Annotated in this window: 22 protein-coding genes and 1 tRNA gene; 8 read left to right on the plus strand and 15 right to left on the minus strand. The window is 68.7% G+C overall.

Annotation, left to right across the window (positions count from 1 at the left end; translation table 11 throughout):
- Window positions 1-6: 6 nt before the first annotated feature.
- From ACZ7LS_RS14650 to ACZ7LS_RS14685, 8 genes are all read right to left on the minus strand, one after another.
- The gene (locus tag ACZ7LS_RS14650) at window positions 7-585 is read right to left on the minus strand and encodes a S26 family signal peptidase (protein WP_385131049.1); all 579 of its coding nucleotides are present in this window, start codon (window positions 583-585) and stop codon (window positions 7-9) included.
- A complete protein-coding gene (locus ACZ7LS_RS14655; RefSeq protein ID WP_382528140.1) occupies window positions 582-1,169 on the minus strand; it encodes a hypothetical protein in 588 nt (195 codons plus the stop codon). The genes ACZ7LS_RS14650 and ACZ7LS_RS14655 overlap by 4 nt, the downstream gene beginning before the upstream one ends.
- Window positions 1,170-1,426: 257 nt before the next feature.
- Entirely contained in the window at window positions 1,427-2,941 is a 1,515-nt protein-coding gene (locus ACZ7LS_RS14660) for a lysine N(6)-hydroxylase/L-ornithine N(5)-oxygenase family protein (protein WP_385131053.1), read from the minus strand.
- A complete protein-coding gene (locus ACZ7LS_RS14665) occupies window positions 2,938-3,096 on the minus strand; it encodes a hypothetical protein (protein WP_382528136.1) in 159 nt (52 codons plus the stop codon). Before ACZ7LS_RS14665 ends, ACZ7LS_RS14660 begins: the two co-directional genes overlap by 4 nt.
- Entirely contained in the window at window positions 3,093-4,976 is a 1,884-nt protein-coding gene (locus tag ACZ7LS_RS14670; RefSeq protein ID WP_385131057.1) for a pyridoxal phosphate-dependent decarboxylase family protein, read from the minus strand. The genes ACZ7LS_RS14665 and ACZ7LS_RS14670 overlap by 4 nt, the downstream gene beginning before the upstream one ends.
- Before the next feature lie 26 nt (window positions 4,977-5,002).
- The gene (locus ACZ7LS_RS14675) at window positions 5,003-6,478 is read right to left on the minus strand and encodes a diaminobutyrate--2-oxoglutarate transaminase (RefSeq protein ID WP_385131060.1); all 1,476 of its coding nucleotides are present in this window, start codon (window positions 6,476-6,478) and stop codon (window positions 5,003-5,005) included.
- A 651-nt stretch (window positions 6,479-7,129) separates the two neighbouring features.
- Complete coding sequence (locus ACZ7LS_RS14680; RefSeq protein WP_385131063.1) at window positions 7,130-8,125, minus strand: serine hydrolase; 996 nt, start codon at window positions 8,123-8,125, stop codon at window positions 7,130-7,132.
- 170 nt (window positions 8,126-8,295) lie between these two features.
- Entirely contained in the window at window positions 8,296-8,904 is a 609-nt protein-coding gene (locus ACZ7LS_RS14685; RefSeq protein WP_382528122.1) for a GNAT family N-acetyltransferase, read from the minus strand.
- 242 nt (window positions 8,905-9,146) lie between these two features.
- Between ACZ7LS_RS14685 and ACZ7LS_RS14690 the strand changes: the two genes are divergently transcribed.
- The 6 genes from ACZ7LS_RS14690 to ACZ7LS_RS14715 all read left to right on the plus strand — a co-directional run bounded on the left by ACZ7LS_RS14690 (window position 9,147) and on the right by ACZ7LS_RS14715 (window position 14,869).
- Window positions 9,147-9,626, plus strand: a complete 480-nt coding sequence (locus ACZ7LS_RS14690) for a DUF5994 family protein (protein WP_385131066.1) — start codon at window positions 9,147-9,149, stop codon at window positions 9,624-9,626.
- Between the two features lie 53 nt (window positions 9,627-9,679).
- Window positions 9,680-9,982: a hypothetical protein gene (locus ACZ7LS_RS14695; RefSeq protein WP_382528118.1), complete on the plus strand. Its 303-nt coding sequence runs from the start codon at window positions 9,680-9,682 to the stop codon at window positions 9,980-9,982.
- Window positions 9,983-10,289: 307 nt separating this feature from the next.
- Window positions 10,290-11,372 (plus strand): LLM class flavin-dependent oxidoreductase, encoded by a 1,083-nt coding sequence (locus ACZ7LS_RS14700; protein WP_382528297.1) that lies wholly within the window; start codon window positions 10,290-10,292, stop codon window positions 11,370-11,372.
- A 119-nt stretch (window positions 11,373-11,491) separates the two neighbouring features.
- Window positions 11,492-12,166 carry an FMN reductase gene (locus tag ACZ7LS_RS14705; protein WP_385131402.1) on the plus strand — a complete coding sequence of 225 codons (675 nt, stop codon included), beginning with the start codon at window positions 11,492-11,494 and terminating at the stop codon, window positions 12,164-12,166.
- A gap of 58 nt (window positions 12,167-12,224) precedes the next feature.
- Entirely contained in the window at window positions 12,225-12,665 is a 441-nt protein-coding gene (locus ACZ7LS_RS14710) for a universal stress protein (RefSeq protein ID WP_382528114.1), read from the plus strand.
- 281 nt (window positions 12,666-12,946) lie between these two features.
- On the plus strand, window positions 12,947-14,869 hold the full coding sequence (locus ACZ7LS_RS14715) for an ABC transporter ATP-binding protein (RefSeq protein ID WP_385131405.1): 1,923 nt from the start codon (window positions 12,947-12,949) through the stop codon (window positions 14,867-14,869).
- Here ACZ7LS_RS14715 and ACZ7LS_RS14720 read toward each other — a convergent pair.
- The 5 genes from ACZ7LS_RS14720 to ACZ7LS_RS14740 all read right to left on the minus strand — a co-directional run bounded on the left by ACZ7LS_RS14720 (window position 14,866) and on the right by ACZ7LS_RS14740 (window position 17,539).
- Window positions 14,866-15,543 (minus strand): TetR/AcrR family transcriptional regulator, encoded by a 678-nt coding sequence (locus ACZ7LS_RS14720; RefSeq protein ID WP_385131070.1) that lies wholly within the window; start codon window positions 15,541-15,543, stop codon window positions 14,866-14,868. The genes ACZ7LS_RS14715 and ACZ7LS_RS14720 overlap by 4 nt on opposite strands.
- 530 nt (window positions 15,544-16,073) lie before the next feature.
- Window positions 16,074-16,256: a hypothetical protein gene (locus ACZ7LS_RS14725; protein ID WP_382524066.1), complete on the minus strand. Its 183-nt coding sequence runs from the start codon at window positions 16,254-16,256 to the stop codon at window positions 16,074-16,076.
- A gap of 399 nt (window positions 16,257-16,655) precedes the next feature.
- Window positions 16,656-16,740 (minus strand) — tRNA-Ser (locus ACZ7LS_RS14730).
- 216 nt (window positions 16,741-16,956) lie between these two features.
- The gene (locus ACZ7LS_RS14735) at window positions 16,957-17,265 is read right to left on the minus strand and encodes a helix-turn-helix domain-containing protein (RefSeq protein ID WP_385131073.1); all 309 of its coding nucleotides are present in this window, start codon (window positions 17,263-17,265) and stop codon (window positions 16,957-16,959) included.
- A gap of 148 nt (window positions 17,266-17,413) precedes the next feature.
- The gene (locus tag ACZ7LS_RS14740; protein ID WP_385131076.1) at window positions 17,414-17,539 is read right to left on the minus strand and encodes a hypothetical protein; all 126 of its coding nucleotides are present in this window, start codon (window positions 17,537-17,539) and stop codon (window positions 17,414-17,416) included.
- A gap of 752 nt (window positions 17,540-18,291) precedes the next feature.
- Between ACZ7LS_RS14740 and ACZ7LS_RS14745 the strand changes: the two genes are divergently transcribed.
- Both ACZ7LS_RS14745 and ACZ7LS_RS14750 read left to right on the plus strand, forming a co-directional pair.
- Complete coding sequence (locus ACZ7LS_RS14745; protein ID WP_382524071.1) at window positions 18,292-19,134, plus strand: helix-turn-helix domain-containing protein; 843 nt, start codon at window positions 18,292-18,294, stop codon at window positions 19,132-19,134.
- Window positions 19,131-19,340, plus strand: coding sequence for a DUF397 domain-containing protein (locus ACZ7LS_RS14750; protein WP_382524073.1), 210 nt, complete (start codon window positions 19,131-19,133; stop codon window positions 19,338-19,340). The genes ACZ7LS_RS14745 and ACZ7LS_RS14750 overlap by 4 nt, the downstream gene beginning before the upstream one ends.
- 142 nt (window positions 19,341-19,482) lie before the next feature.
- Here the strand turns inward: ACZ7LS_RS14750 and ACZ7LS_RS14755 are convergent, their stop codons facing one another.
- Window positions 19,483-20,418, minus strand: coding sequence for a major capsid protein (locus tag ACZ7LS_RS14755; protein WP_385131080.1), 936 nt, complete (start codon window positions 20,416-20,418; stop codon window positions 19,483-19,485).
- 45 nt (window positions 20,419-20,463) lie between these two features.
- Complete coding sequence (locus ACZ7LS_RS14760; protein WP_385131083.1) at window positions 20,464-20,961, minus strand: phage terminase small subunit P27 family; 498 nt, start codon at window positions 20,959-20,961, stop codon at window positions 20,464-20,466.
- Window positions 20,962-21,587: the final 626 nt, after the last annotated feature.

Below are 21,587 nucleotides of genomic sequence, written 5' to 3' on the forward strand. Positions count from 1 at the left end.
CCGGGGCTACGTGTATGGGCTGCGGCTGCGGCTGCGGCTGTGCAGTGGCAGCGCGGCGAGCGCGAGCACAATGGCGAGCCCGAGCATCATCATCGTCGCGGGCACGGGCCGCTCGGCGCGCCAGAGCTGGACCGGCAGCCCGATCCCGGGCACCCGCAATCGTGCGACGCCCTGGAGTGCCCTGGGCCGGATCGGGGTGCTGTCCGGGGTGGAGTTGGCGTCGCCTTTGGTGATCAGATCCCCGTCGGGAAGTACCCGGTGGACCCGATGGGTGAGCAGACGGCTGGGCCGGGTGGGGTCCTGGGCCAGCACGATCTGGCCCACCGCCGGTGTGCGGTCGCGCCGCGGTGGCTGGTAGAGAACGACGTCACCCGGCGCGAGGGCGGGACGCATGGAGCCGGACTGCACCACGCCCGCTGTCCAGCCCAGCGCCACCACGGGGAAGTGCGCCCACACCAGCAGCCCCATCATCGAGCCGAGCACGGTACGTGAGATGACCGAGGTGATCACGCGGATCGGGTGCGGGGCGCTCTTGGCGGTGGGCTGGAGGAGCGCGTCGGCGGCCAGGTCACGCGGGAGAGTCACGCGTGTTCCCGTGCTTCCCAGGTGAAGATCACTTCGTTGGTGTTCCCGGCCTGCGCGCTGTTGGGTGCGCTCGGGCTGAACTTCCACGAGAAGCGGAAGCTCAGCGAGTTGCGCGGCTTGCCGGACAGGGGCCAGGGACCCACGCCGGTGCGGAAGTCGGTGTGCAGGGCGACGAACTGGTCCAGGGTGCCATCGAACGCGGTCCTGTGGCGGGTGAAGCCGTCGCAGTCCCCGAAGGTGCCACCGCTGCCCACATCGATTTTGAGGTCGATGAAGGATTGGTAGTTGTTGGGCCAGTTCTGGGAGTTGCTGTACAACTTGAGCGCGGTGGGCACGTCGGCGTTCGACTTGATCTCGATGCAGTTGGAGCCTGTGTCGCCGGGCCGCATCTTCTCGATGTCGAACATGGGCGCCTTGCTGTCGTTGGCCAGCCCCGCCGAGCTGGCGGTCCAGGTGTTGCCGCTGTTGCTGCTGGTCCCACTCCAGTCGGCGTTGGTGGCACCCCAGACCAGAGCACCGCTGAGCAGTAACCCGAGAGGAACAGGCACCACCTGTGCCAGCACCGTCAGCCAGGGACGCGCCATCTACCCACTCCGATCGGTTCCATCACTTTTGCGGCATATTGTCTCCTCCTCCTGTCTCACCTGCGGGGCGCCGCTCCGTGTCACTACCCGGGTCTGACGCGGGCTCGATTTCCGTGAGGAGGGTCGGGAACCGGAAACGCCGCCTCACATCCGCTCCGAGCGCGGGTCGCACTGTCATGACATCGCGACTGATGACCACCAGCGACCGCTGTCGGCCGAACGAGGCGACGCGGTCCATGGCGGCCGACCGGCACCGCTCACGATGGCCACACGACCGGAGCCCCGGACTCCGGCCCCCGTGCCGCGGGCGCCCCGAACGTCGTCCAGGCCGCGCGCTCCGGCACCCGCAGCACGGTCCTCCCCGCGACCGCGTTGAGTATCGTCGCCGCCCGCCACGCGCCGAGCGTGAGGTCAGGGGCCCCTATGCCGTGCGTGTGCAGCTCCGCGTTCTGCACGTACAGCGCGCCGGACACGCTCGCGTCGAGCGCGACCCGGTAGTCCCCGTCGATCCGGTAGCGGCCCTGGTCGTCCCAGTCCACCAGCTTCGCCATGGTGTCCAGGAAGGCCGGGCGCGTGGCCGCGTATCCCGTGGCCGCCACGATCGCCGACGTACGCACCTCGAACAGCGCGTCCTGTTCCGTATGCCGGCAGGTCAGCAGATAGCCGCCGCCGCTGTCGTCGGTGCCGGTGCCGGTGCCGGTGCCGGCGTCCGTGCCGGCGCGCTCGGGCTCCGCCGCGACGAGCACGACGCCCGGGTGCAGCGCCGCGCGCGGCTCCGTACCGCCGATGGACCGCTCGTACAGCTCGTCGTGGATCTCGGCGAGGGTCTCCTCGCTGACGCCCTTGTACAACTGCCACTGCTCCCGCACCAGTTCCTCGCGCCGCTCCTCGGGCAGGGCGCGGAAGTACCGGATGTAGTCGGGCGTGAAGTGCTCAAGCCCGATCTTGGAGTACTCCATCGGCGCGAAGGCGGGGGTACGAGCCAGCCAGCGGACGTACGGGCCGCCCGCGCCCGAACCGTCCTGGTGGCGCAGGAGATCGAGGGCGACCTCGGCGCCGGACTGGCCCGCTCCGACGACCGTGACATCGTCGAGCCCGGCCAGCAGCGCCCGGTGGGTGCGGTAGTCGGCGCTGTGCAGCACGCGCCCCGCGTGCGCGGGCGTGAGCAACGGGTGCAGCGGCTCGGGGACGACCGGGTTCGTACCGACTCCCAGCACCAGCTGCCGGGCCCGTACGTGCGAGACCACGCCGCCGGCCGAGCGGTGCGTGACGGCGAACACCTCGCGGCGCTCGTCCCACTCCACCTCCGTGACGCGCGCGTCGAAGCGGCAGGACGGCAGGTGTTCGGCGACCCAGCGGCAGTAGTGGTCGTACTCGCGGCGGGGTATGTGGAAGCGCTCGGAGAAGAAGAACGGGAACATCCGGTCGTGTTCTCGCAGGTAGTTGAGGTACGACCAGGGGCTGGTCGGATCCGCCATGGTCACCAGGTCGGCGAGGAACGGCACTTGGAGAACCGTTCCCTCCATCAGCAGCCCCGGGTGCCAGGAGAAGGCGGGCTTCGCGTCGAGGAAGAGCGTACGGAGGCCGGGAGTGCCGTCGGAGAGAGCGGCGAGCGAGAGATTGAACGGCCCGATGCCGACGCCGACCAGGTCGTATATCTCGTACTCGGGTCCGGGTCCGGGTCCGGGTCCGGGTCCGTGTTCGTGGCCGTACTCGGGTCCGTGTTCGTGGCCGTGCTCGTACTCGTCCGCGTGCGTGGGTTCGGTCGTCACCGCTGGGCCTCCGCGAGGGGATGGGGAAGGTCGATACAGCCGGACTGGGTGCGGGTGGGGCTGTGTACGTCGCCGACGAGTCTGTCGAACCCGTCCACGCGCGTCGGACAGCGGGCCGTGCGGATGCGGGACGGGGCGGCCGTCCTCACGGTCATCGCGCCCCCTCCTCCGCGCGCCCGGCCGTCACGACGGCGTGCAGCAGCCGCTCCACCTCGGCGGCGGTGGTGTGCGGGTTGAGCAGCGTGAGCTTGAGCCGTACGCGTCCGGGCCCCTCGCCGGGGAGTTCGGTACGGCCGACGACGGCGCTGCCCTCGCGCAGGAGCCTGCGCCGCAGGGCGGCGTTGACCGCGTCGCAGCGTGCGCCGTACTCCCGCTGGGCCTCCGCCGTATCCGCCGGAGCGTTCGCCGTGTCCGCCTGACGCTCCGGCTCCGGCTTCGGCAGATAGCGGAACAGGAAGGCCGTCAGCACCGGTTCGGAGTGCAGTTCCAGCCGTGGATGGTCCGCGACCGCCCGCGCTCCCGCTACCGCCAGATCGCGGCACGCGTCGACGAGCCGGCCCAGCCCCGCCCTGCCCAGCGTCCGCAGGGTGACCGCGATCTTGAAGGCGTCGGCGCGGCGTGTCGTACGCAGCGAGAGCCCGAGCAGGCTCGGGTAACCGGCCTCCTCGTCGTCGGCCGGGTTGAGATAGACGGCCCTGCGCGCGAGCGAGGCGTACGTCTCCGACCGCCGCACCAGGAAGACGCCCGCCGCGGCCGGCTGCCAGCCCAGCTTGTGCCAGTCGAGCGAGACGGAGTCGGCGAGGGCGAGGCCGTCCAGGAGCGGCGCGAGCCGGTCGGAGAGCAGGGCGCCACCCCCGTACGCGGCGTCCACGTGCAGCCAGGCACCGTGCTCGGCGGCGAGCGCCGCGCAGGCCCGCAGCGGGTCGATGGCGCCGGTGTCGGTGGTACCGGCGGTGGCGACGACCGCGACCGGCAGCTCCCCGCGCTCGGCGCAGCCGTCCAGTACGGCCGCCAACGCCTCCGTATCCATACGGAGTTGATGGTCGACGGGGACGGGCAGCACCGCGTCCTCGCCGAGCCCGAGCAGGGCGGCGGCGCGCTGTACGGAGAAGTGCGCGGCCGCGGAGGCGAGGATACGGGGCCGGAGCCGGGACCGGGGCTGCGGCCGGGGGCCGGGTGCGTGGTCCGTGCCGGTGCCCGGCACCCCCGTCAGCTCGATCTGCCGGCCTGAGGCCGCGCCGAGGACGCGGTCCCTGGCCAGCATCAGACCCATCAGATTGGACTCCGTACCACCGGAGGTGAGCACCCCGGCGGCGTGCTCGGGCTCGTACCCGACCAGCCCGGCCAGCTCCTGGAGCAGCAGGGTTTCCAGAGCGGTGGCGGCGGGCGCCTGGTCCCAGGAGTCCTGGGACGGGTTGAGGGCCGAGACCGCGAGATCGGCGGCGACGGCGACGGCGAGGGGCGGGCAGTGCAGATGGGCGGCGCAGGAGGCGTCCGCCGGGTCGGCGCTGCCGTGTGCGAGGAGTTCGGTGAGCCGGTCGAGCGCCTCGGCGCCGGTGACGGCGGTGGGACCGCCGAACACCTCGCTGACGGTGGCCGCGACCTCCCCCGGCCGGCCGGGCGCGATGGGCCCGCCGCGCCGCCGGGCACCCCGGGCGAGGGCGTCCATGACCGTGTCCACGAGAGGCGCCAGCGCGTCGGCGCCGCCGGTCCCGCCGGACAGCGCGGTGGCGTGGGCGCTGTCCGGATGCGGGGCGGGCTCGGGGGCCGGCTCCTGGTCCGGCTCCTGGGCCGGTTCCGGGTCCGGGGCCGTACCCGGTTCCGTACCCGGGGCCGTACCCGGGGCCGTACCCGGGTCCGGGGACCGCCTCGGTGGCGCCTTAGCGACCAGGCCCGCGCCTGCCTCCGGCACGACGACCGCACTCGCCCTCGCCCCCGCTTCCGTCACCGCTCCCGCTCCCGCCACCGCCCCCGCTTCCGTCACCGCTCCCGCTCCCGCTTCCATCCCGGTCTCCGTCCCGGTCCCTGTGCCCATCTCCGTCTCCGCTTCCGTTCGCGTCCTCATGAGCGCCGTCCCGGCCGCTGTCCCCGCTGCTGCCCAGGTCGCCGCGCCGACACGTCGGCGATCGCGTCCGTCAGCCGCTGCAGGACCGCCTCCGTCTGTTCGTCCGTGATGACGAGCGGCGGGAGAAGCCGGACGGTGGAGCTGTGGCGCCCGCCCAGTTCCACGATCAGCCCGCGCTCCAGGCAGGCCGAACGCACCCGCTCCGCCGTTTCCGGAGCGACCGGATGAGCGCCGCACGAGTCCAACTCCCCCTCGGGGTCCACGATCTCGACCCCGATCATCAGCCCACGGCCCCGGACGTCACCGATCACCGGCAGTTCTGAGCGCAGCCCCTCCAGCCGCGCGGACATCCGGGCACCGACGACCGCCGCGCGCTCGCTCAGCCCCTCGGCGGCCACGTACCGGAGTGTCGCCGCACCCGTGGCCATGGCCAGGGTGTTGCCACGGAACGTCCCGGTGTGCGCGCCGGGCAGCCAGCCGTCGTAGTCCTGGTCGTACACGATGACGGCCAGCGGCAGACTCCCGCCGATCGCCTTCGACATGACCATCGCGTCCGGGACGATCCCGCTGTGCTCGACCGCCCAGAACGCGCCCGTACGCCCGACCCCCGTCTGCACCTCGTCCACGATCAGCGGGATCCGCCGCTCGTCGGTGATCCGCCGCATCTCCCGCAGCCAGCCGTCCGGCGCCGGCACCGCGCCGCCCTCGCCCTGCACCGCTTCGAGGATCATCGCGGCGGGTGGTACGACACCGCCGGACGGATCGTCCAGCAGCCGTTCCGTGAACGTGGCGGCCAGCTCGGCGCCGCGCTCGCCGCCGACCCCGAACGGGCAGCGGTACGGGTACGGATAGGGCAGCCGGGTCACCTCAGCCCCGCCGCCCGCGACCCGCTCCCTGATCGCGACACTGCCGGTCGCCGACAGCGCGCCCGCGGTCATGCCGTGGTACGCGCCGGTGAACGCGAGCACCCCGCGCCGACCGGTCGCGGTCTGCATCAGCTTCAGCGCCGCCTCGACGGCGTCCGTACCGGCGGGCCCGCAGAAGTGGATCCTGGCGCGGTCCGCGAAGGACTTCGGCAGGGTGGCGAAGAGCGCGTCGGTGAAGTCGTCCTTCTCCGGGGTCGCCAGATCGAGGACGTGCAGCGGCGCCCCGCTCTCCACCGTGCGTTGGATGGCCTCCAGTACGACGGGGTGGTTGTGGCCGAGTGCGAGGGTCCCCGCGCCGGACAGGCAGTCGAGATAACGGCGGCCGTCCGTCCCCTCGATCGTCATGCCCTTGGCACGGGCCGGGACGATCGGGAACGAACGGGCGTAGGTGCGGGCCGAGGACTCCCTGGCGCGCTGACGCCGCAGGATGCCCTCGGTGGCGGCGGCATCGGCGGTGGCGGCACCTGCGTTGGCGGCACCTGCGTTGGCGTTGGCGGTGGTGGCGGGCCGCCCGCTCGTGGGCAGGGTGATGGGGGGCACGGTCATGACACGGCTCCGGAGTATGGGAATGAAAGACAGAGTCGGAGTGCACAGAGTTCGGAGTGCTCAGAGCAGAGGGCGCTCGGCGACGGGGCGCCGAGGAAGGAGTGCATGGCGAACTCCCCTCCGTAGGAGCCCGTGTAAGAGAAAACGATCAAGTCGCCCTCGCGTACCCGGTCGATCGGGACATCGCGCGGAAGTGTGTCCTCGGGGGAGGGGGCTAACTGTGCGGGCACGGCCTGCTCTACCTCGGGATGGGGGGTGGGGGATGGTGCGGGGACGGTGGTGCGGGACGGAAGTGGTCGGGGCACATGCCAACCAGCTTGCGGCGTACGGGAAACGCGGCGGCTCCGGGATGCCGGACAGGCCGTCAGACGGCGCCGAGCGGGCGCACGATCATCCCGTATATGACGTATATGACGTATGCGGCGCGGATGGAGAGCATGGCCCCGTTGTCGTCGTCGTTCGCTGACGGCATGGTCCCCCCAGATCGGACTGAACTGTCGAGCACGACGACAGATCCGGCAAAGGCGAAGATAGACTTAGGTGAGCCTAACCTAATGGCTTCCTGTGGGTGTGCACGTTGGCTTCGACGCCCGTTACATGGCGTCCCCTGCGCCCCGGTACGCTCAGCGCCCCCCGGCTCGCCCGGCACCCTCAGCGCCCCCCGGCTCCCCCGGCTCCCCCGGCGTCCTCGGTGTCCCCATCGTCCCCGGATGCCGATACCGCCACCGCCGTCTTCGCCGCCTTCTCCACCAGCGAGATCCCGGCCTCCTTGCTGACACTGCCGCTCGACAGCACCGCCACCAGATAGCCGTGCCCGTCCGCCACGATCCGGCCGATGCTGTTGATGTCCCACAGCCCGGTCGCGCTCCGCGCCAGCCACCCGTTCTTCAGCCCCGTCACCACCCCGGCGGCCGACACCCCCCAGTCCTGGCCCGCCGCTATCCCGCCCATCAGGCCCTGGATGTACGTCTGCGAGCCCGCGCCCAGCGGGGAACCGGAGTCGGCGCCGAACACGGCGGAGAGAAGGGCGATCTGGTCCGCCGCCGTCGATTGCGTCAGCCCCCACAGGGGGCCGCTGCCGCCGGTCGTCGAGGTCAGACCGAGCCGCTCATTCGCCGCGTCCAGACCGTCCGCCCCGCCGATCGCCTGCCACAGGGCGTCGGCCGAGGCGTTGTCGCTCACCTTGATCATCGAGGTCGCATACGACTTCTCCTGCGCGGTGAGGACCCGGCCCTGGTCCTGGGCCTTGAGCAGCAGGGCCGCCAGGATGTCGACTTTCACGATGCTGGCCGTGTCGTACGTCTTCTTCCCGGCCTGTACGCCGTAGTCCGCGCCGTCCCCGTCCTCCATGTCGAGCACCGCCACGGAGAGGGAGGCCGTCGTGGCCGCCAGGATCGGGGCGAGCTGCTCGGAGAGCAACTGATCAGGATCGGCGGCAGGCGAAGCGGCGGGGGGAGACGAGGAGGAGGGAGGCGAGGCGGCGGGAGATGAGGAGGGAGACGGAGCGGCCGGGGCGCCCGGTGTCGCCGACCACCCCGGATCACCGGACCGGGCCTTGGAATCCGCGCCGCCGCTGGACAGCGGAGGGAAGTCCATGGCCACCCAGACGACCAGGAGCAGCACGGCGACGGCTGCGGCCGCGAGCACGGGGAACGTGGCCCTCCGGTTCCTTATGGAACCGCGGGCTTCGCGGGGGGATCGGTGGCGGGACACGTGGCGGGACATGGCGTGAGGCTAGAAAGCCCGGCTGTGTCCAGAATGTGTCCCACGTTAAACCTCGATGACAATCCGGCTCGGTCATGGACAATCCGGCCCGGTCACGCGGTGAGCATGCGGCTCCAGATGTCCGTGGCCGTAACGGAACCGACGACGGGTACGGCGGTGAACGGTACGGCCGGGGCCGCCCCGTCCGACGAGCCGACCGGCGGCGCGACCGCGCCGACCTTCGCCCAGCCCCAGGACCGGAGCGCTCCCACGGCGGCCTCGTTCGCCGGGTCGACCCGCGCGGCCACCAGCGCCGCGTCCGTCCGGATCAGCAACTGCTCGACCAGCCGCGTGGCCACCCCGTCCCGTCGGTGCGCGGGCAGGACCATCAGCCCGGCGAGGGCGAAGACCTGTCCCGACACGGTCAGTTCCTCGATGTCCCAGTCCCACGGCACCTCGCCGCTCAGCGCGCGCCACCACTCCCCGGCCCGGTCCAGGACGAACCCGTACGCGTACGCCGCCGGCTTGTTCCCCCCACTGGCCACGACCATGTCGAACCCGGGCCGCTGCACATCCTCGGCGAAGGTCTCCAGAAACTCCTGCCGGTCGGGCGACTCCTCGCCGTGGGCACGGCGGTACGCCTCGACGTACACATCGGCGACGGCTTCCCGCTGCTGTTCGGCCTGCCACCGGCTCAGGCGCCGAATGAACACCTCTGCCACACGCACTCCCCCCGGCCGGAATGTCGGTGTCCATCGTCGCAGGGGGAGGACCACCACGGGAATACCCGGTCGTGAGGCGCTCCGCCCCAGCACTCCCGCTGCTTCACGGGCGCCCTCCACCTCCTCCGGAGTACGCTGGGAGCGCCGAGGGCATTCCGCGCACCCGTTCCTTGAGACGGTGCCGTTCCCGGAGATCCACAGCACCGGGCTGACGGCAACGCACCCGGAGGCGGGTCCACGTCATGAAGACGACCACTGATTTCGCGACCTCGGGGACAACAGAGTTCCCGGCCCAACCGGGAGACCGCGTACAGCCCGCCCGGCTGACTCTGGCCCCGGGTGCTCACGGCGCGGGGGCGTTCGACGGGGCCTGGTGGCCCCGGTCCCGTGACCTCACGAGGGAACTTCCCGCGCTGGCGGTCGCCATGGACGTGCCGTGGGGCCGGATCACGAACGTCCTGGTGAATCCCACTCATTGGACGGCCGTGCCGCGCAAGGTCCGACTGCCCGACCGCATGCTCCATGTGGGCTGGTTCGCGGAGCAGGATCCGCACAAGCTGATTCTTCGCTCCTACTCCACGGGGCGCTGGGATCTGCTGGTGATCCCGCCGGAGACGTCGCCGGCCATGGCGGCCCGGCTCATGGCGCGGGCCGCCGGTCCGGACAGTCCGCTGTCCGCGAGTGCGCTGATCGAGGCGGAGCGTGATCGAGGCGGGGCGTGATCGAGGCGGAGAGTGAGCGAGACGGAGAGTGAGAGAGAGGAGGCCGGGGCCTCATGAACAACTGGATCAGCGTGGTCGTGATCCTGGGCCTGATCGTCGTGGGCGTGCTGGTGATCCACCTGGTGAACGGGCAGCACAGGAATCGCATCGCCACATACAGTTTCGGCCGCTCCCTGTGGGAGCCCCCGAACGCGACCCGGCCCGAATCCGCCGGCCCCACCGAATCCGCCGCCTCGGGCGCGCACGTCGCCGACACGGACACGGAAGCGGCCAGGAGCCAGCGGAGCCACGGCCTTCAGCGGCTGAGCGGACTCATTTCGGGGCGTGATCGCCGACGTAGAAAAGCAGCCGACTGACCGACCCGGCGGACGCCTGACGTCCCGCCGCTCCCGCTGCTCCCTACAGCCCCGGTGCGGGAACCGGGGCTGTATCCGTCCCTCTTTCACCTTGCTCTGAGGTCCCCCCTGAGGTCCCACTCCAAGGTTGGTGACTTCAGGTAGTTGAACCTGTTCAGAGTGTGCCGCGCGCCCGCGGAGACCACTTCCGGCGCGCGGCGCACGGCTGTGTGGGGGTGGGGGCGGAATAGAGGCCGGGGGTGTGCCGTTGTAGGCTTCAGTTGAAGCTTCAACTAATACCCCTTCGAGAGAGCGAGAGGTGAGCGCGATGCAGTTCGGGATCTTCTCCGTCGGCGATGTCACGTCCGACCCGACCACCGGACGTACGCCGACCGAGCACGAGCGGATCAAGGCGATGGTCGCCATCGCGCGGAAGGCCGAGGAGGTCGGACTGGACGTGTTCGCTACCGGCGAGCACCACAACCCGCCCTTCGTCCCCTCGTCGCCCACCACCATGCTCGGCTACATCGCGGCCACCACCGAGCGGCTCATCCTGTCGACGTCCACCACACTGATCACCACCAACGACCCGGTGAAGATCGCGGAGGACTTCGCGATGCTCCAGCACCTGGCCGACGGGCGCGTCGATCTGATGATGGGGCGCGGCAACACAGGGCCGGTCTATCCGTGGTTCGGTGAGGACATCCGTCAGGGCATCCCGCTGGCCATCGAGAAGTACGCCCTGCTCCACAAGCTGTGGCGCGAGGACATCGTCGACTGGGAAGGCAAGTTCCGTACGCCGCTCCAGGGCTTCACCTCGACGCCCCGGCCGCTGGACGGCACTCCGCCGTTCGTCTGGCACGGCTCGATCCGCTCCCCCGAGATCGCCGAACAGGCCGCTTACTACGGAGACGGCTTCTTCGCGAACAACATCTTCTGGCCCAAGGAGCACTTCCAGAAGCTGATCCGTCTCTACCGGAAGCGGTACGCGCACTACGGGCACGGCACCCCGGAGCAGGCCATCGTCGGTCTGGGCGGCCAGGCGTTCATCCGGAAGAACTCGCAGGACGCGGTACGGGAATTCCGTCCGTACTTCGACAACGCGCCGGTCTATGGGCACGGCCCCTCCCTGGAGGACTTCACGGAGCAGACGCCGCTGGTCGTGGGCAGCCCGCAGGAGGTCATCGAGAAGACGCTGGCCTTCCGTGACTACTTCGGCGACTACCAGCGCCAGCTGTTCCTGATGGACCACGCGGGGCTGCCGCTGAAGACCGTGCTCGAACAGCTCGACCTGCTGGGCGAGGAGGTCGTACCCGTACTGCGCAAGGAGTTCGCGGCCCTGCGGCCGGCCGGGGTCCCGGACGGTCCTGTCCACCCGGCCGCCGTCACGTCGGTGAAGGAGGAGGTCTGACGATGGAGCGTACGAGCGGCATCACGCGTGCGAGCACGGTGGCGTCGGCGAGCACGGTGGCGCCTGCGAGCGCGGTGACGCGTACGAGCAGCGTGACGCGTACGAGCGGTTCCCGGCCGTTGCGGCTCGTCGCCGTATCGGCGGGGCTGAGCAAGCCGTCCTCGACCAGGCTGCTGGCCGACCGGCTGACGGAGGCGACCAGCCGTGAACTGGCCGACCGGGACCGGAAGGCCGAGACCGAGGTCGTCGAACTGCGTGATCTGGCTGTCGAGATCGCGAACCACCTGGTCACCGGCTTCCCGGCGCCCGCGCTGAGCGCGGCTCTTGAGGCGGTGACCGGGGCGGACGGGCTCATTGTCGTGAGCCCGGTCTTCGCCGGCTCGTACAGCGGACTGTTCAAGTCGTTCTTCGACCTGATCGAGCCGGACGCGCTCGCAGGAACGCCCGTACTGCTCGCCGCGACCGGCGGTACCGCGCGTCACTCGCTCATGGTGGAGCACGCGATGCGTCCGCTCTTCTCGTACCTGCACGCGCTCACCCTCCCGACGGCCGTCTTCGCGGCGACCGACGACTGGGGCGCGGGTGCCGACGTGTACGCGGGCGGGCTGCCGGCCCGGATCGACCGGGCCGGTGGCGAGTTCGCCCGGCTGCTGCGGGGGCTGACACCCGCGACGAACGGTGACGTGGACGACGTCGACGAGATGGACGAGGTGGACGAGGTAAACGACGTGGATGAGGTGGACGACGCGGACGACGTGGTGCCCTTCGAGCGCCTCCTCGCGAACCTTAAGTAGATTTGCCCCACGGGAAAAGCAGGACAACAGCGAAAAATCAATCAGCAGGAGGAACGCCATGAGCGGCACCATCGTGGTCGGCGTCGACGGTTCGGAGCCCTCACTGAAGGCGCTGCGCTGGGCCGTACGGCAGGCGAAGCTGACCGGTGACGAGGTGGGCGCGGTGATCGGCTGGGAGTACCCGGCCACCGGCTGGGCGGGCATGCTGCCGGGAATGCCGCCGGAGTTCGAACCGGAGCAGCTGGCCTGGCAGATCCTGGACGAGGCGCTGGACCGGACGCTGGAGGCGGATGTCGCGGCCGTGGTCGAACGCCGCGTCGTCAGCGGTCCCGCCGCGCAGGTCCTGCTGGACAGCTCGGAGGGCGCCTCCCTCCTGGTCGTCGGCGACCGAGGGTACAGCGGCTTCAAGGCCGCCCTGCTCGGCTCGGTCAGCCTGCATGTCACGCAGCACGCGAAGTGCCCGGTGGTCGTGGTGCGGGGCGAGTTCACCGAGGATTGACGAAACCACCGCTCCCTCCGGGTGAGTACGGCGCGCGAGGTGTGGTTGTGCGCCGGGTGTGCCCCGTTCACGTCGAGTTCGCTGCCGTGAGCGCCCTGCGGCTTGGGCATCGAACAGCCATGGCATTGCGACGGAGACCCCGTACTACCAGTGAGACCACCAGAGGGACGGCGAGCACGGCGGGCACCGAGAACACGGCGCGCGACGAGAACACGGCGGGCGCGGAGAGCACGGTGCGCGCAGAGCCCGAGGGGCGGGTGGAGTCGTCCGAGTCCGAGGAGATGCTGTTCGGCGGGCCGCTGCGGTACGACATGGGCTGGAACAAGCATGACGACGCCCTCCTCCAGCTCAGCTTACGATCCATGGTCACGCGGCTGCCTCGGCTGATCGGTACGACGGCCCGCTTGGCGTGGGAGGCGGACAGGACCGCCCTGCGCCTGGTGACCTGCGCGGAGATCGGCCGGGGGGTCAGCCAGGCGGTCGGGCTGATCGCGGTGAACCGCGTCCTCGGACATCTCCTGGGCGACGGCACCACCGCCGAGCGGCTCACGCACGCCGGTCCGGCGCTCGCCGTCGCCGGTGGGACGGCGCTCGCCGGCGCGGTGCTGCGGGCCCTGTCCACGGCCGGTACGGGGCAGCTGGAGCCGAAGGTCGAACGGGTCGCCACCGAGCGGTACTTGTCACATACCGCCAACGTCGAGCTGGAAGCGGTCGAGGACGACGAATTCCACAAGCTCCTCGACAGCGCCCAGTACGGCGCCAGTTCGGCCCGGCGGATGGTGCGGTACTGCCAGAACGTACTCAACGCGCTGATGTCGCTGATCGCCGCGGCCGGCGTTCTCGCCGTGCTGCACCCCCTCCTGCTTCCGCTGCTCATCGCGATGACGCTGCCCAGTGCCTGGGCGGCCCTGTCGATGGCGCGGCGCCGGTACATCTCCTTCCAGGCGTGGGTGCAGCACTCACGGGCGGGGAGTCTGATCAGTCATCTGCTGATCTCCACCGACGCGGCGCCGGAGATACGGGTGCACAACGTCGGACCGTTCCTGCTGCATCACTTCCGCGAGATGTCGCGGTCGCAGGAGGCGGAACAGCGCAGGCTCGCCCGACTCGAAGCCCGTACGGGGCTGATCGCCGCCGGATGGACCGGGCTGGCGGCGGCCGCCGCGTACGGCACGCTCGGCGGGCTGCTGTGGACCGGCGCGATGGCGCTCTCCGTCGGCGGCACCGCCGTACTCGCCATCCGTACCGGCTCCTCCAGCCTGGAGAACCTCGTGCTCCAGGTGAACTCCCTGCACGAGGAGAGCCTGTTCGTCGGGGATCTGCACCGGCTGTGCGAGGAGGCCGTCGAGCGCGCGATACCGGTCGGCGGGCTTCCGCTGCCCGAGAAGCCGGAGGAGATCACCTTCGAGGACGTCGTCTTCACCTACCGGGGCAAGGACAACAAACGCGCGCTCGACGGCGCCAGCCTGACCATCCCCGCCGGCCGGATCGTCGCGCTGGTGGGGGAGAACGGCAGCGGCAAGTCCACGCTGGTCAAGCTGTTGTGCGGGCTCTACCAGCCGGACTCCGGCCGCATCCTGTGGGACGGGGTCGACGCGGCGGAGGCCGACCGGCGGGAGCTGGTCTCGCGGGTCGCGGTGGTGGGCCAGGACTTCTACCGGTGGCCCTTCACCGCCACGGTGAACGTCAGCATCGGACGGCCCGACGTGCCGTTGAGCCGGGAGCGGCTGGACGAGGCCGTACGGTACGCGGGGGCCGAAGAGCTGATCGCCGAGCTGCCGCGCGGCTGGAAGACGCTGCTGGCCAGGGGGTACAAGGGCGGGCATCAGCTGTCCGGCGGGCAGTGGCAGCGGATCGGCCTCGGCCGCGCGCACTACCGCGCCGGCCAGATCCTCATCGTCGACGAACCGACCTCGGCGCTCGACGCCAAGGCCGAGCAGCAGCTCTTCGAGCAGATCCGCAGCCTGGCCGACTCCGGCCAGACGATCATCCTCATCACACACCGGCTCGGCTCGGTGCGGGCGGCCGACCTGATCCATGTCCTGGACAAGGGACGGGTCGTGGAGAGCGGCACGTTCGCGGAGCTGCTGTCGGACGAGGCCGAGGGCCCGAAGGTGTTCCGCGGTCTGTACCGGATCCAGGCGGCACAGTACGCGGCCGACACCCCGGCGGCCTCGTCCGTCCCGTCCCAGATCCCGGACTAGCGGGCGCGGTGCGGGCCCAAGTCGTGCAGGACGCTGCCGAGTTCATCGAGGGTGAGAGGTGGTGCGGGAAGTGGTACGGCGGCGGGGGCCGCGCGCAGGCCGTCGAGGAGGAGGGCGAGATAGCGGCGCCAGGCGTCCGGGGCCGTGGTGGTCAGGGCGGGCACGGCGCGGCCGAGCGCGGCCAGGCTGAAGAGCAGGTCCTCGGTGGTGACGTCGCGTCGCATCGTCCCCTGCCGCTGGGCGCGCGCGAGGAGGAGGCCGATGGTCTCCCGGTTCTCGGCATGGAGGGCTTCGAGCGAGGGCACGCCCCGTACGCCGGTGGTCATCAGGTCGTTGGCCCCGCGATCGGCGGCCAGCCCCGCGAAGATCGACGAAAGATACGTCGTGAGCCCGGCCCACGCGTCGTCACTCAGCCGCGCCTCCTCACCGGCGCGCTGGGTGTCACCGAGGGACTCGCGGAAGACGGCCTCGATGAGCGCGGCCCGGTCGGGGAAGTGCCGGTACAGAGTGGCGTTGCCGACGCCGGCGCGACGTGCGATCTCGTCCAGCGACGCATCGAGCCCCTGCTCGGCGAACACATCCCGGGCGGAGGCGACCAGCAACTCCCGATTGCGCTGGGCGTCGCGCCGCAGAGGCGCCGACTTCGCCGCCGGTTTCCGCTCGCTGACTCCCATGACCACCCTTCCCAAGAAAGCGTGGAGCGCTCCCCGATTCAGATGCTACCGTGGAATCGTTAAACGGGGGATGCTCCCCGGTTCGCGCGGGGGTGCGGTAGTCCATGGCGAACCGGGGAGTTCGACATCGGCTGGGGCGACGCGGCTCCGACTCGGGGGTGCTGGTGTGGGCGGGACGCCCGGATTCCTATGAGGTTCGGGGCTTCGGCTGGGGGTGAGGGCCGAGGGGTAGTCGGGGTGACCCGGTGCGCTTGATGGCGGGTGGGGGCCGCCCCTTGGGTTTCAGTGTCGCGGCTCCGGGTCGGGCGTCAAGGGCGCTCCTTCGTCGCGTCGGCTGCGCCGATTCCGCTTCGCTCCACCCTTGACTCCCGCCCCTGCACCGCAAGTGCTGCTTTGAGGGGGGCGGCCCGGGGGTAGACCGTACACCCTGGGAGCTGGGAAATCAGCAGGTCAGACGGTACGCGTTGGCGTTCGGGGCAGCAGGAAGCCCCGCCCGGTTGGTGGTTCGGACGGGGCTGCCAGGTATTCGGCTACGCGGTGGTCGGCAAGCGTTTCCCGTGGATCACTTCCGGTCCGTAGTCAAAGCCGTCCAGGGCGAACGCAAGCGTCCCGCGCCGAACTGCCTGTTGCTGCCTGATCTGGATCAGATCTTCGTAGTAAGCGCGGATCACGGGCCCGTCATCCTCAATGACCAGCGTTGCGCGCTCGGTCACGTGCCGGGGGGTTGTTGTGGGCCACGGGCGGTCCCATGGGTTGCGTGCAGGTGCCGGAGCCTGAATGGGCTCTACAGGCGCTGAGGACTTCCCGGAGGTTGCACGGCGACTGCCCGATGCGGGCAGCAGTACGGCAAGGATGATGCGAAGGCACGCCAGGATGGCGCGCGCGATAGAGTGGCGCACGGCGACAGCTCCTCAAAGTGATGTCGTCCACGGCCCCGGGAGTGTTGGTAGCACTCGCCGGGGTTCCTTGTTTAGTTGTTTCAACGGACGTTAGCACGGGGCCTGTTGAGAGCCCCGCCCTATCCGTCAGACGGGGGAGGGACACAGATAGGGTGGGTCCGTTTGCCCTGTCCGACCACTGGGCACCCCATGCACTTCATGGCCGGACGGGAGTCTCCTTGCCCGGAATCGAACCGGGGGCCTGGATACGCGACACCGTGGCCGGTGTCCCAGGGCTCTGCCACTGAGCTACAAGGGGTGGGGCGCGTTCCCGCCGCCGGGTTGCGACGGGGCGCGTTCGTGCTGGTTATTTACGCCGTGCGCTTTCGTTTTTGATGGTGTTCCGGACTCGCTGCATCTCCGCGTTGGAAGACGTGCCAGAGGCCAACCGCTTCACGACGTCGCCCAGTTCCTCATCAGGAATGTCGTCGCTGTCGGAAGGAGGAGGGGGATTGGTCATTCGTCGCTTCCTTGTCTATTTCTTAGCTTCGGATTTCACACGCCGAGTCCAACGGGGATTGCCACCACGGGAGCGGAAATCCACCCCCGCCCCTTCCAGCATCCGGTGCACGAAGCCGTAAGACCTTCCGGTCTCATCGCATATCGCCCGGATGGAAAGACGATCTTTCAGGTACCACTTCTTCAGCAGTTGGGCCGCCTCTTCCCGCTCCTGAGGATTGAGCCGCTTTCTCTTCTGCCAAAGTTTTGCGATCTTGGGGTTCCGGTCCTGCATCGGCTGGAGTGCTCCGTTTGTTGTCAGAGTGACGTGATGAGGGATGGTCATGCCCGCCCCTGCCGGAGGTTCTATCGAACGCTGGGGAAGCATAAATAGTTGTTCGGCAGGGGCGGAGATTTGGGGTTGAGTCCCCTCCCCTTCCGGATCGACCCATACTCGGGGGAATCCGGGACTTCCATCGGAAGGGGAGGGGGGTCTATAGGTGGCCGTTGACGCCCGCGACGACGATAAAGATGCTCGCTGCTGCGACCATAATGGCGGCCAGTGCGCCCACGCATTGCGGCCCGTATTTCAGGGTGCCGCGCATGATGAGGGATCTCATGAACACTCCAGGCATCCGGGGCAGTTGACGGCGCGGTGCCACTCGTCCCACTCACCCAACTTCGCCTTGGCGAGTGACCATCTATCCAGCTCCGCGCCCGGAACGGCGCCACAGTCGGGCGCTCCGCCCTGCCAAATGTGCGACCCCGGTTTGATGCGGGTCCCGCCGCGCATTCGGTGAACGGTCCTCACGTCGCCCGGCAGAGTGCCCGGAATCCCGTCGTCAGCCTGGGTGGTCATTCGCTTACTCCTTCGCCGGGTGAGGGCCCCCTGAAGATCCGGTCAAAATCCTCCGGATTATCCAGTCGGGCCAACTGGCATTGGATTGCATGCGCTTCGAGGATCTGGAGCTGAGCCAATGTACGACCCAGCTCCTTCAGTGCTGCCTTCCGGCACCGCCGGAGGGCCCGCCTCTGCCTGAGCCCGCGCAGGTACTCCCAGAGGCTCAGGCTCACCACTCCTCACCGATCCTCGGAACGGATGCGATCAGGAGCCCGGTTTCAACACGCCGCAGGAGAAGGCGAGTAGGCAGCGTGTACCCGCCACGGGGGACCCAGCGGGGTGCCAGTCCCCAGACTCCGCCGGCTGCTATCAGCGCGTGCAGCTGGTCCGCGTCACTGGGCATGGGGGACGCGCGCTTCCGGGTCACGTCCGCTCCTCTCCGTAGCGGTTCCACTACCGGGGTGGGTCAGACTGGCCTAGAGTCGGGATGTCTTCAACTGGCCAGGCACGAAGGAAGAGTTAGGGGATCGCGTGGTCAACCGCAAGGAACTGAACCCCGAGAGCAGCCCGCGAGCGGCTTTTGGGGCCCGAGTGCGGCAGTTGAGGGAGGATCGTGGCTGGAGTCAGGAGGAGCTAGCCGGGCGTGTGGAATATTCCAGTGTGCATATTTCCGCCATTGAAACTGCCCGCAAGCCTCCGACTCTTCCCTTCGTGCGCAAGCTCGATCTTGCCTTCGGTACTGCTGGAACAGCCGATTCGTTCGAACGCGAGTGGCGCGAGATCCGGCATGGGAGCTTGTTGGAGGGATTCCCGGAGTACGTGGGACATGAGGCGCGGGCCGTGGAGATCCGGCTCTATGAAGTCGGCGTCATACCTGGTCTGCTCCAAACGCCGGAGTATGCGGCGACGTTGGAGGCGGACGCCGTGCGCCGGGAGGCAATCACCCCCGAGCAAGCCAGCGAGCGAGTTGCGTTGGTGGCGGAACGACAAGCCACACTTACTCGTTCCCCGTCACCCCAAATCTTCACGGTGCTGGATGAGGGGTGCATCCTTCGGCCGATGGGTGATCCAGCGATCATGGATGCCCAGTTCGCCCGGTTGCTGGAGTTTGCTGAGCTACCCAACACCGTGCTTCAAGTCGCCCCGTTCAGCATGGGGGCGCGTCGGCCGTTCAGCCTGCCCATCACGGTGCTGACGTTGCCGGACCGCTCGCTCTTGTCGTACGCCGAGTCGACGCAGCAGGGCCATCTTGAGCGGGAAAGTACGGCGGTGGTGCCGATACTGACGGCCTACCATCAACTACAGGCCGAAGCGCTGTCGCAGGCGGAATCCGTAGCCATGATCGAACAGTTACGAAAGGGCGGCACCCCGTGACAACCGACTCCCCCCGTTGGTACAAATCCTCGTACAGTGGCAACGGTGGCCAGTGTGTAGAAGTTGCCGTTAACCTCGTCGCCTCACGGGGTGTTGTCCCCGTCCGCGACTCCAAGAGCCCGAGCGGTCCCACCCTGAACGTTCCCGCTGGTGCGTTCGCCTCCTTCGTGGAGGGCATCAAGGACGGAGAGTTCGACGCCGTGTGATGCGGTACCCCGTGCACTTCTAACCAGAGCCCCGCCACTTCACCCCGGAGCGGCGGGGCTTCTAGTTGCCATTCCCGCATACGCGAAAAGCCCCCGCACACGTCCCCCTGGGGGAGACGAGCACGGGGGCTCTGTGAGGCGATCAGCCGTTCAGGACTCCGGTAAGGCGAGCGGCAGCCTTACCGCCGAACATGGCGAGTCCACAATAGAAATCAATCCGGGTTCGGTACACCGGCTTTTCGTGAGCCTCACCCAAATCGGTTGCCTGAATCCCGCCGTTGGTGAGACCGGTTACCCCGGTGTCCGCCTCGGAAGCACCGAAACGGACGGCGTACATGTCGCTGGTCTCCTTACCATCTTCACCAGCCGTAAGCGGGATCACGTCCGTACCGTCGAGATTCTGGCCGGCATCCAGGAGGGGAATCCCGTTCCATGTGGGAGCAAGTTTTCCCCCGATCTCGCTCATGAGAAGTTCATTGCCGCCCAGTCGCCGGAATCCAGACTTGATCTTGGCGATTATCTCACTGTTGGTATAGATGGCTCCGTTCGCTCCGCTGAGTCCGCGAACCCGACCAACCAGGGAATCCAACGCATCAAAGAACGCGTATCCATCCGCCACAGGGGAAGTCCCCCCGGCATCGACCACCTGTGATCCAATCAGTCTCTTCCGGAGACCGTCGAAACCTTTCGGGTTGACCATGACGTCACCATTGAAGAACTGATCGGAGAAATGAATTGACGCAGCCTTGATTTTCATGTGCGTGTGAATGGCGCGCTGTTCATTGAGATTGCTTCGCGTCTGGACAATGAATTTGTCGGCATCCGCATCACCGCCGAGGATGGCAAGGGTTTCAATGCGTTGATTAACCGCACCAACACTCTCCGGGTATGCCTCGTTCACGGCCCGGAAGGCAACACCCGGCAGCTTGGATTCTTCGTTGTACTTGTACGCGCTCCCCTGAACGTCGATAAGCGGCAGCCGATCAAGGATCGGCGATTCCTGAATGAACATTTCGATGACGCCAAGCTTGAGCATGTCCTGAGTGAGCTTGGCTGATTCAGCGAGCGTAAGAGCCATAGTCGTTTCTCCTAGTTGTCTTCAGTGTGGTTGACGAGTCGGCGATCAATCCCAGATATCCGAATCCTCATCATCGGATTCCGGCGCTGTAATAGCGGCTCGCGCACTCGGCGAAAGACCTAATTCGCGGATGTACCGGGCAAGCTGCGTCCGGTACTGCGCTGCGATGGTGGCCGCACCGTTCTTCACCGTTCCGCGCTCTGCGGTCACCATGAGCCCGCGTTCCGAAAGGTCCCGCTCCGCCTGGTCGATACGAGCCACGCACACGCACAGGTCTTTCACGCTCGCGTGGTCCACTTCGCCTATACCGGCAGCCACTTCCAACACCGGCACAACGCGCCGCCATTCTTGCGATGCGACTTCCCGGCATCGTGCGTTGGCCGTTTCCACTTCGGCAAACGGCGAGGGCGCGAACACTCCGGACCAGTCCGGTTCGGCAAGGATCGCGCGAGGGATTACCACTCCCTCTTTGATCGGTGTCTTTGACGGGTTTCCCTCCCGCACCCGCTGGACAGCAGATGTGGGCCGGTATCGGTCAGCCACGAATTCTCACCTTCCTGCTGGTTCAAAAGGCCGCCCAAAAACGCCTACAGCTCCGGCAAGAGTTTTTCTCCTCCCTGCCGTGCAATCTCAGGAGGGGAAGGGGGCACCCGCCCTGGTCAGAAAGGCGGACGCTCGCCGGATTCACGACGGGAACGAGCTTCCGCAGCAAATCCACCAGGCTGTTTGCGTGCGGTCTCGCGGTTATGGCACGACGTGCACAGCGGACGCAGATGCTTCGCAGCATCCGGATTCGCGGCACCCTGTACAAGCAACAGCCGTCGCGACAGTGGGAAATGGTCTGCCACCGACGCGCCACGACCGCACAGCACACACCACGGGTTCGCGTACAGGTACGCGCGGCGGATACGCGGCCAAAGGCGCCCGTACGCGCTCGTCCCCGGTGTCACACGCTGCGCGGTCGCTTCCCTCTCGTGAGCCGCACAACGGCCACCAGTGGTCAGCTCGGGGCACCCGGGGACAGAGCACGGGGGGCGGGGCTTACGGGGCATGGGGGGTGTCCTCGACCACGGGGGCGGTACTCACGACCAGCACGTTGCGGGGCGGGGCAGCAGCGAGAGCAGCACACACCGCCCGGAGCCGTTCAACGTCCTCGGGCCCGTGGTCGT

The organism is Streptomyces sp. NPDC039430, assembly GCF_055639435.1.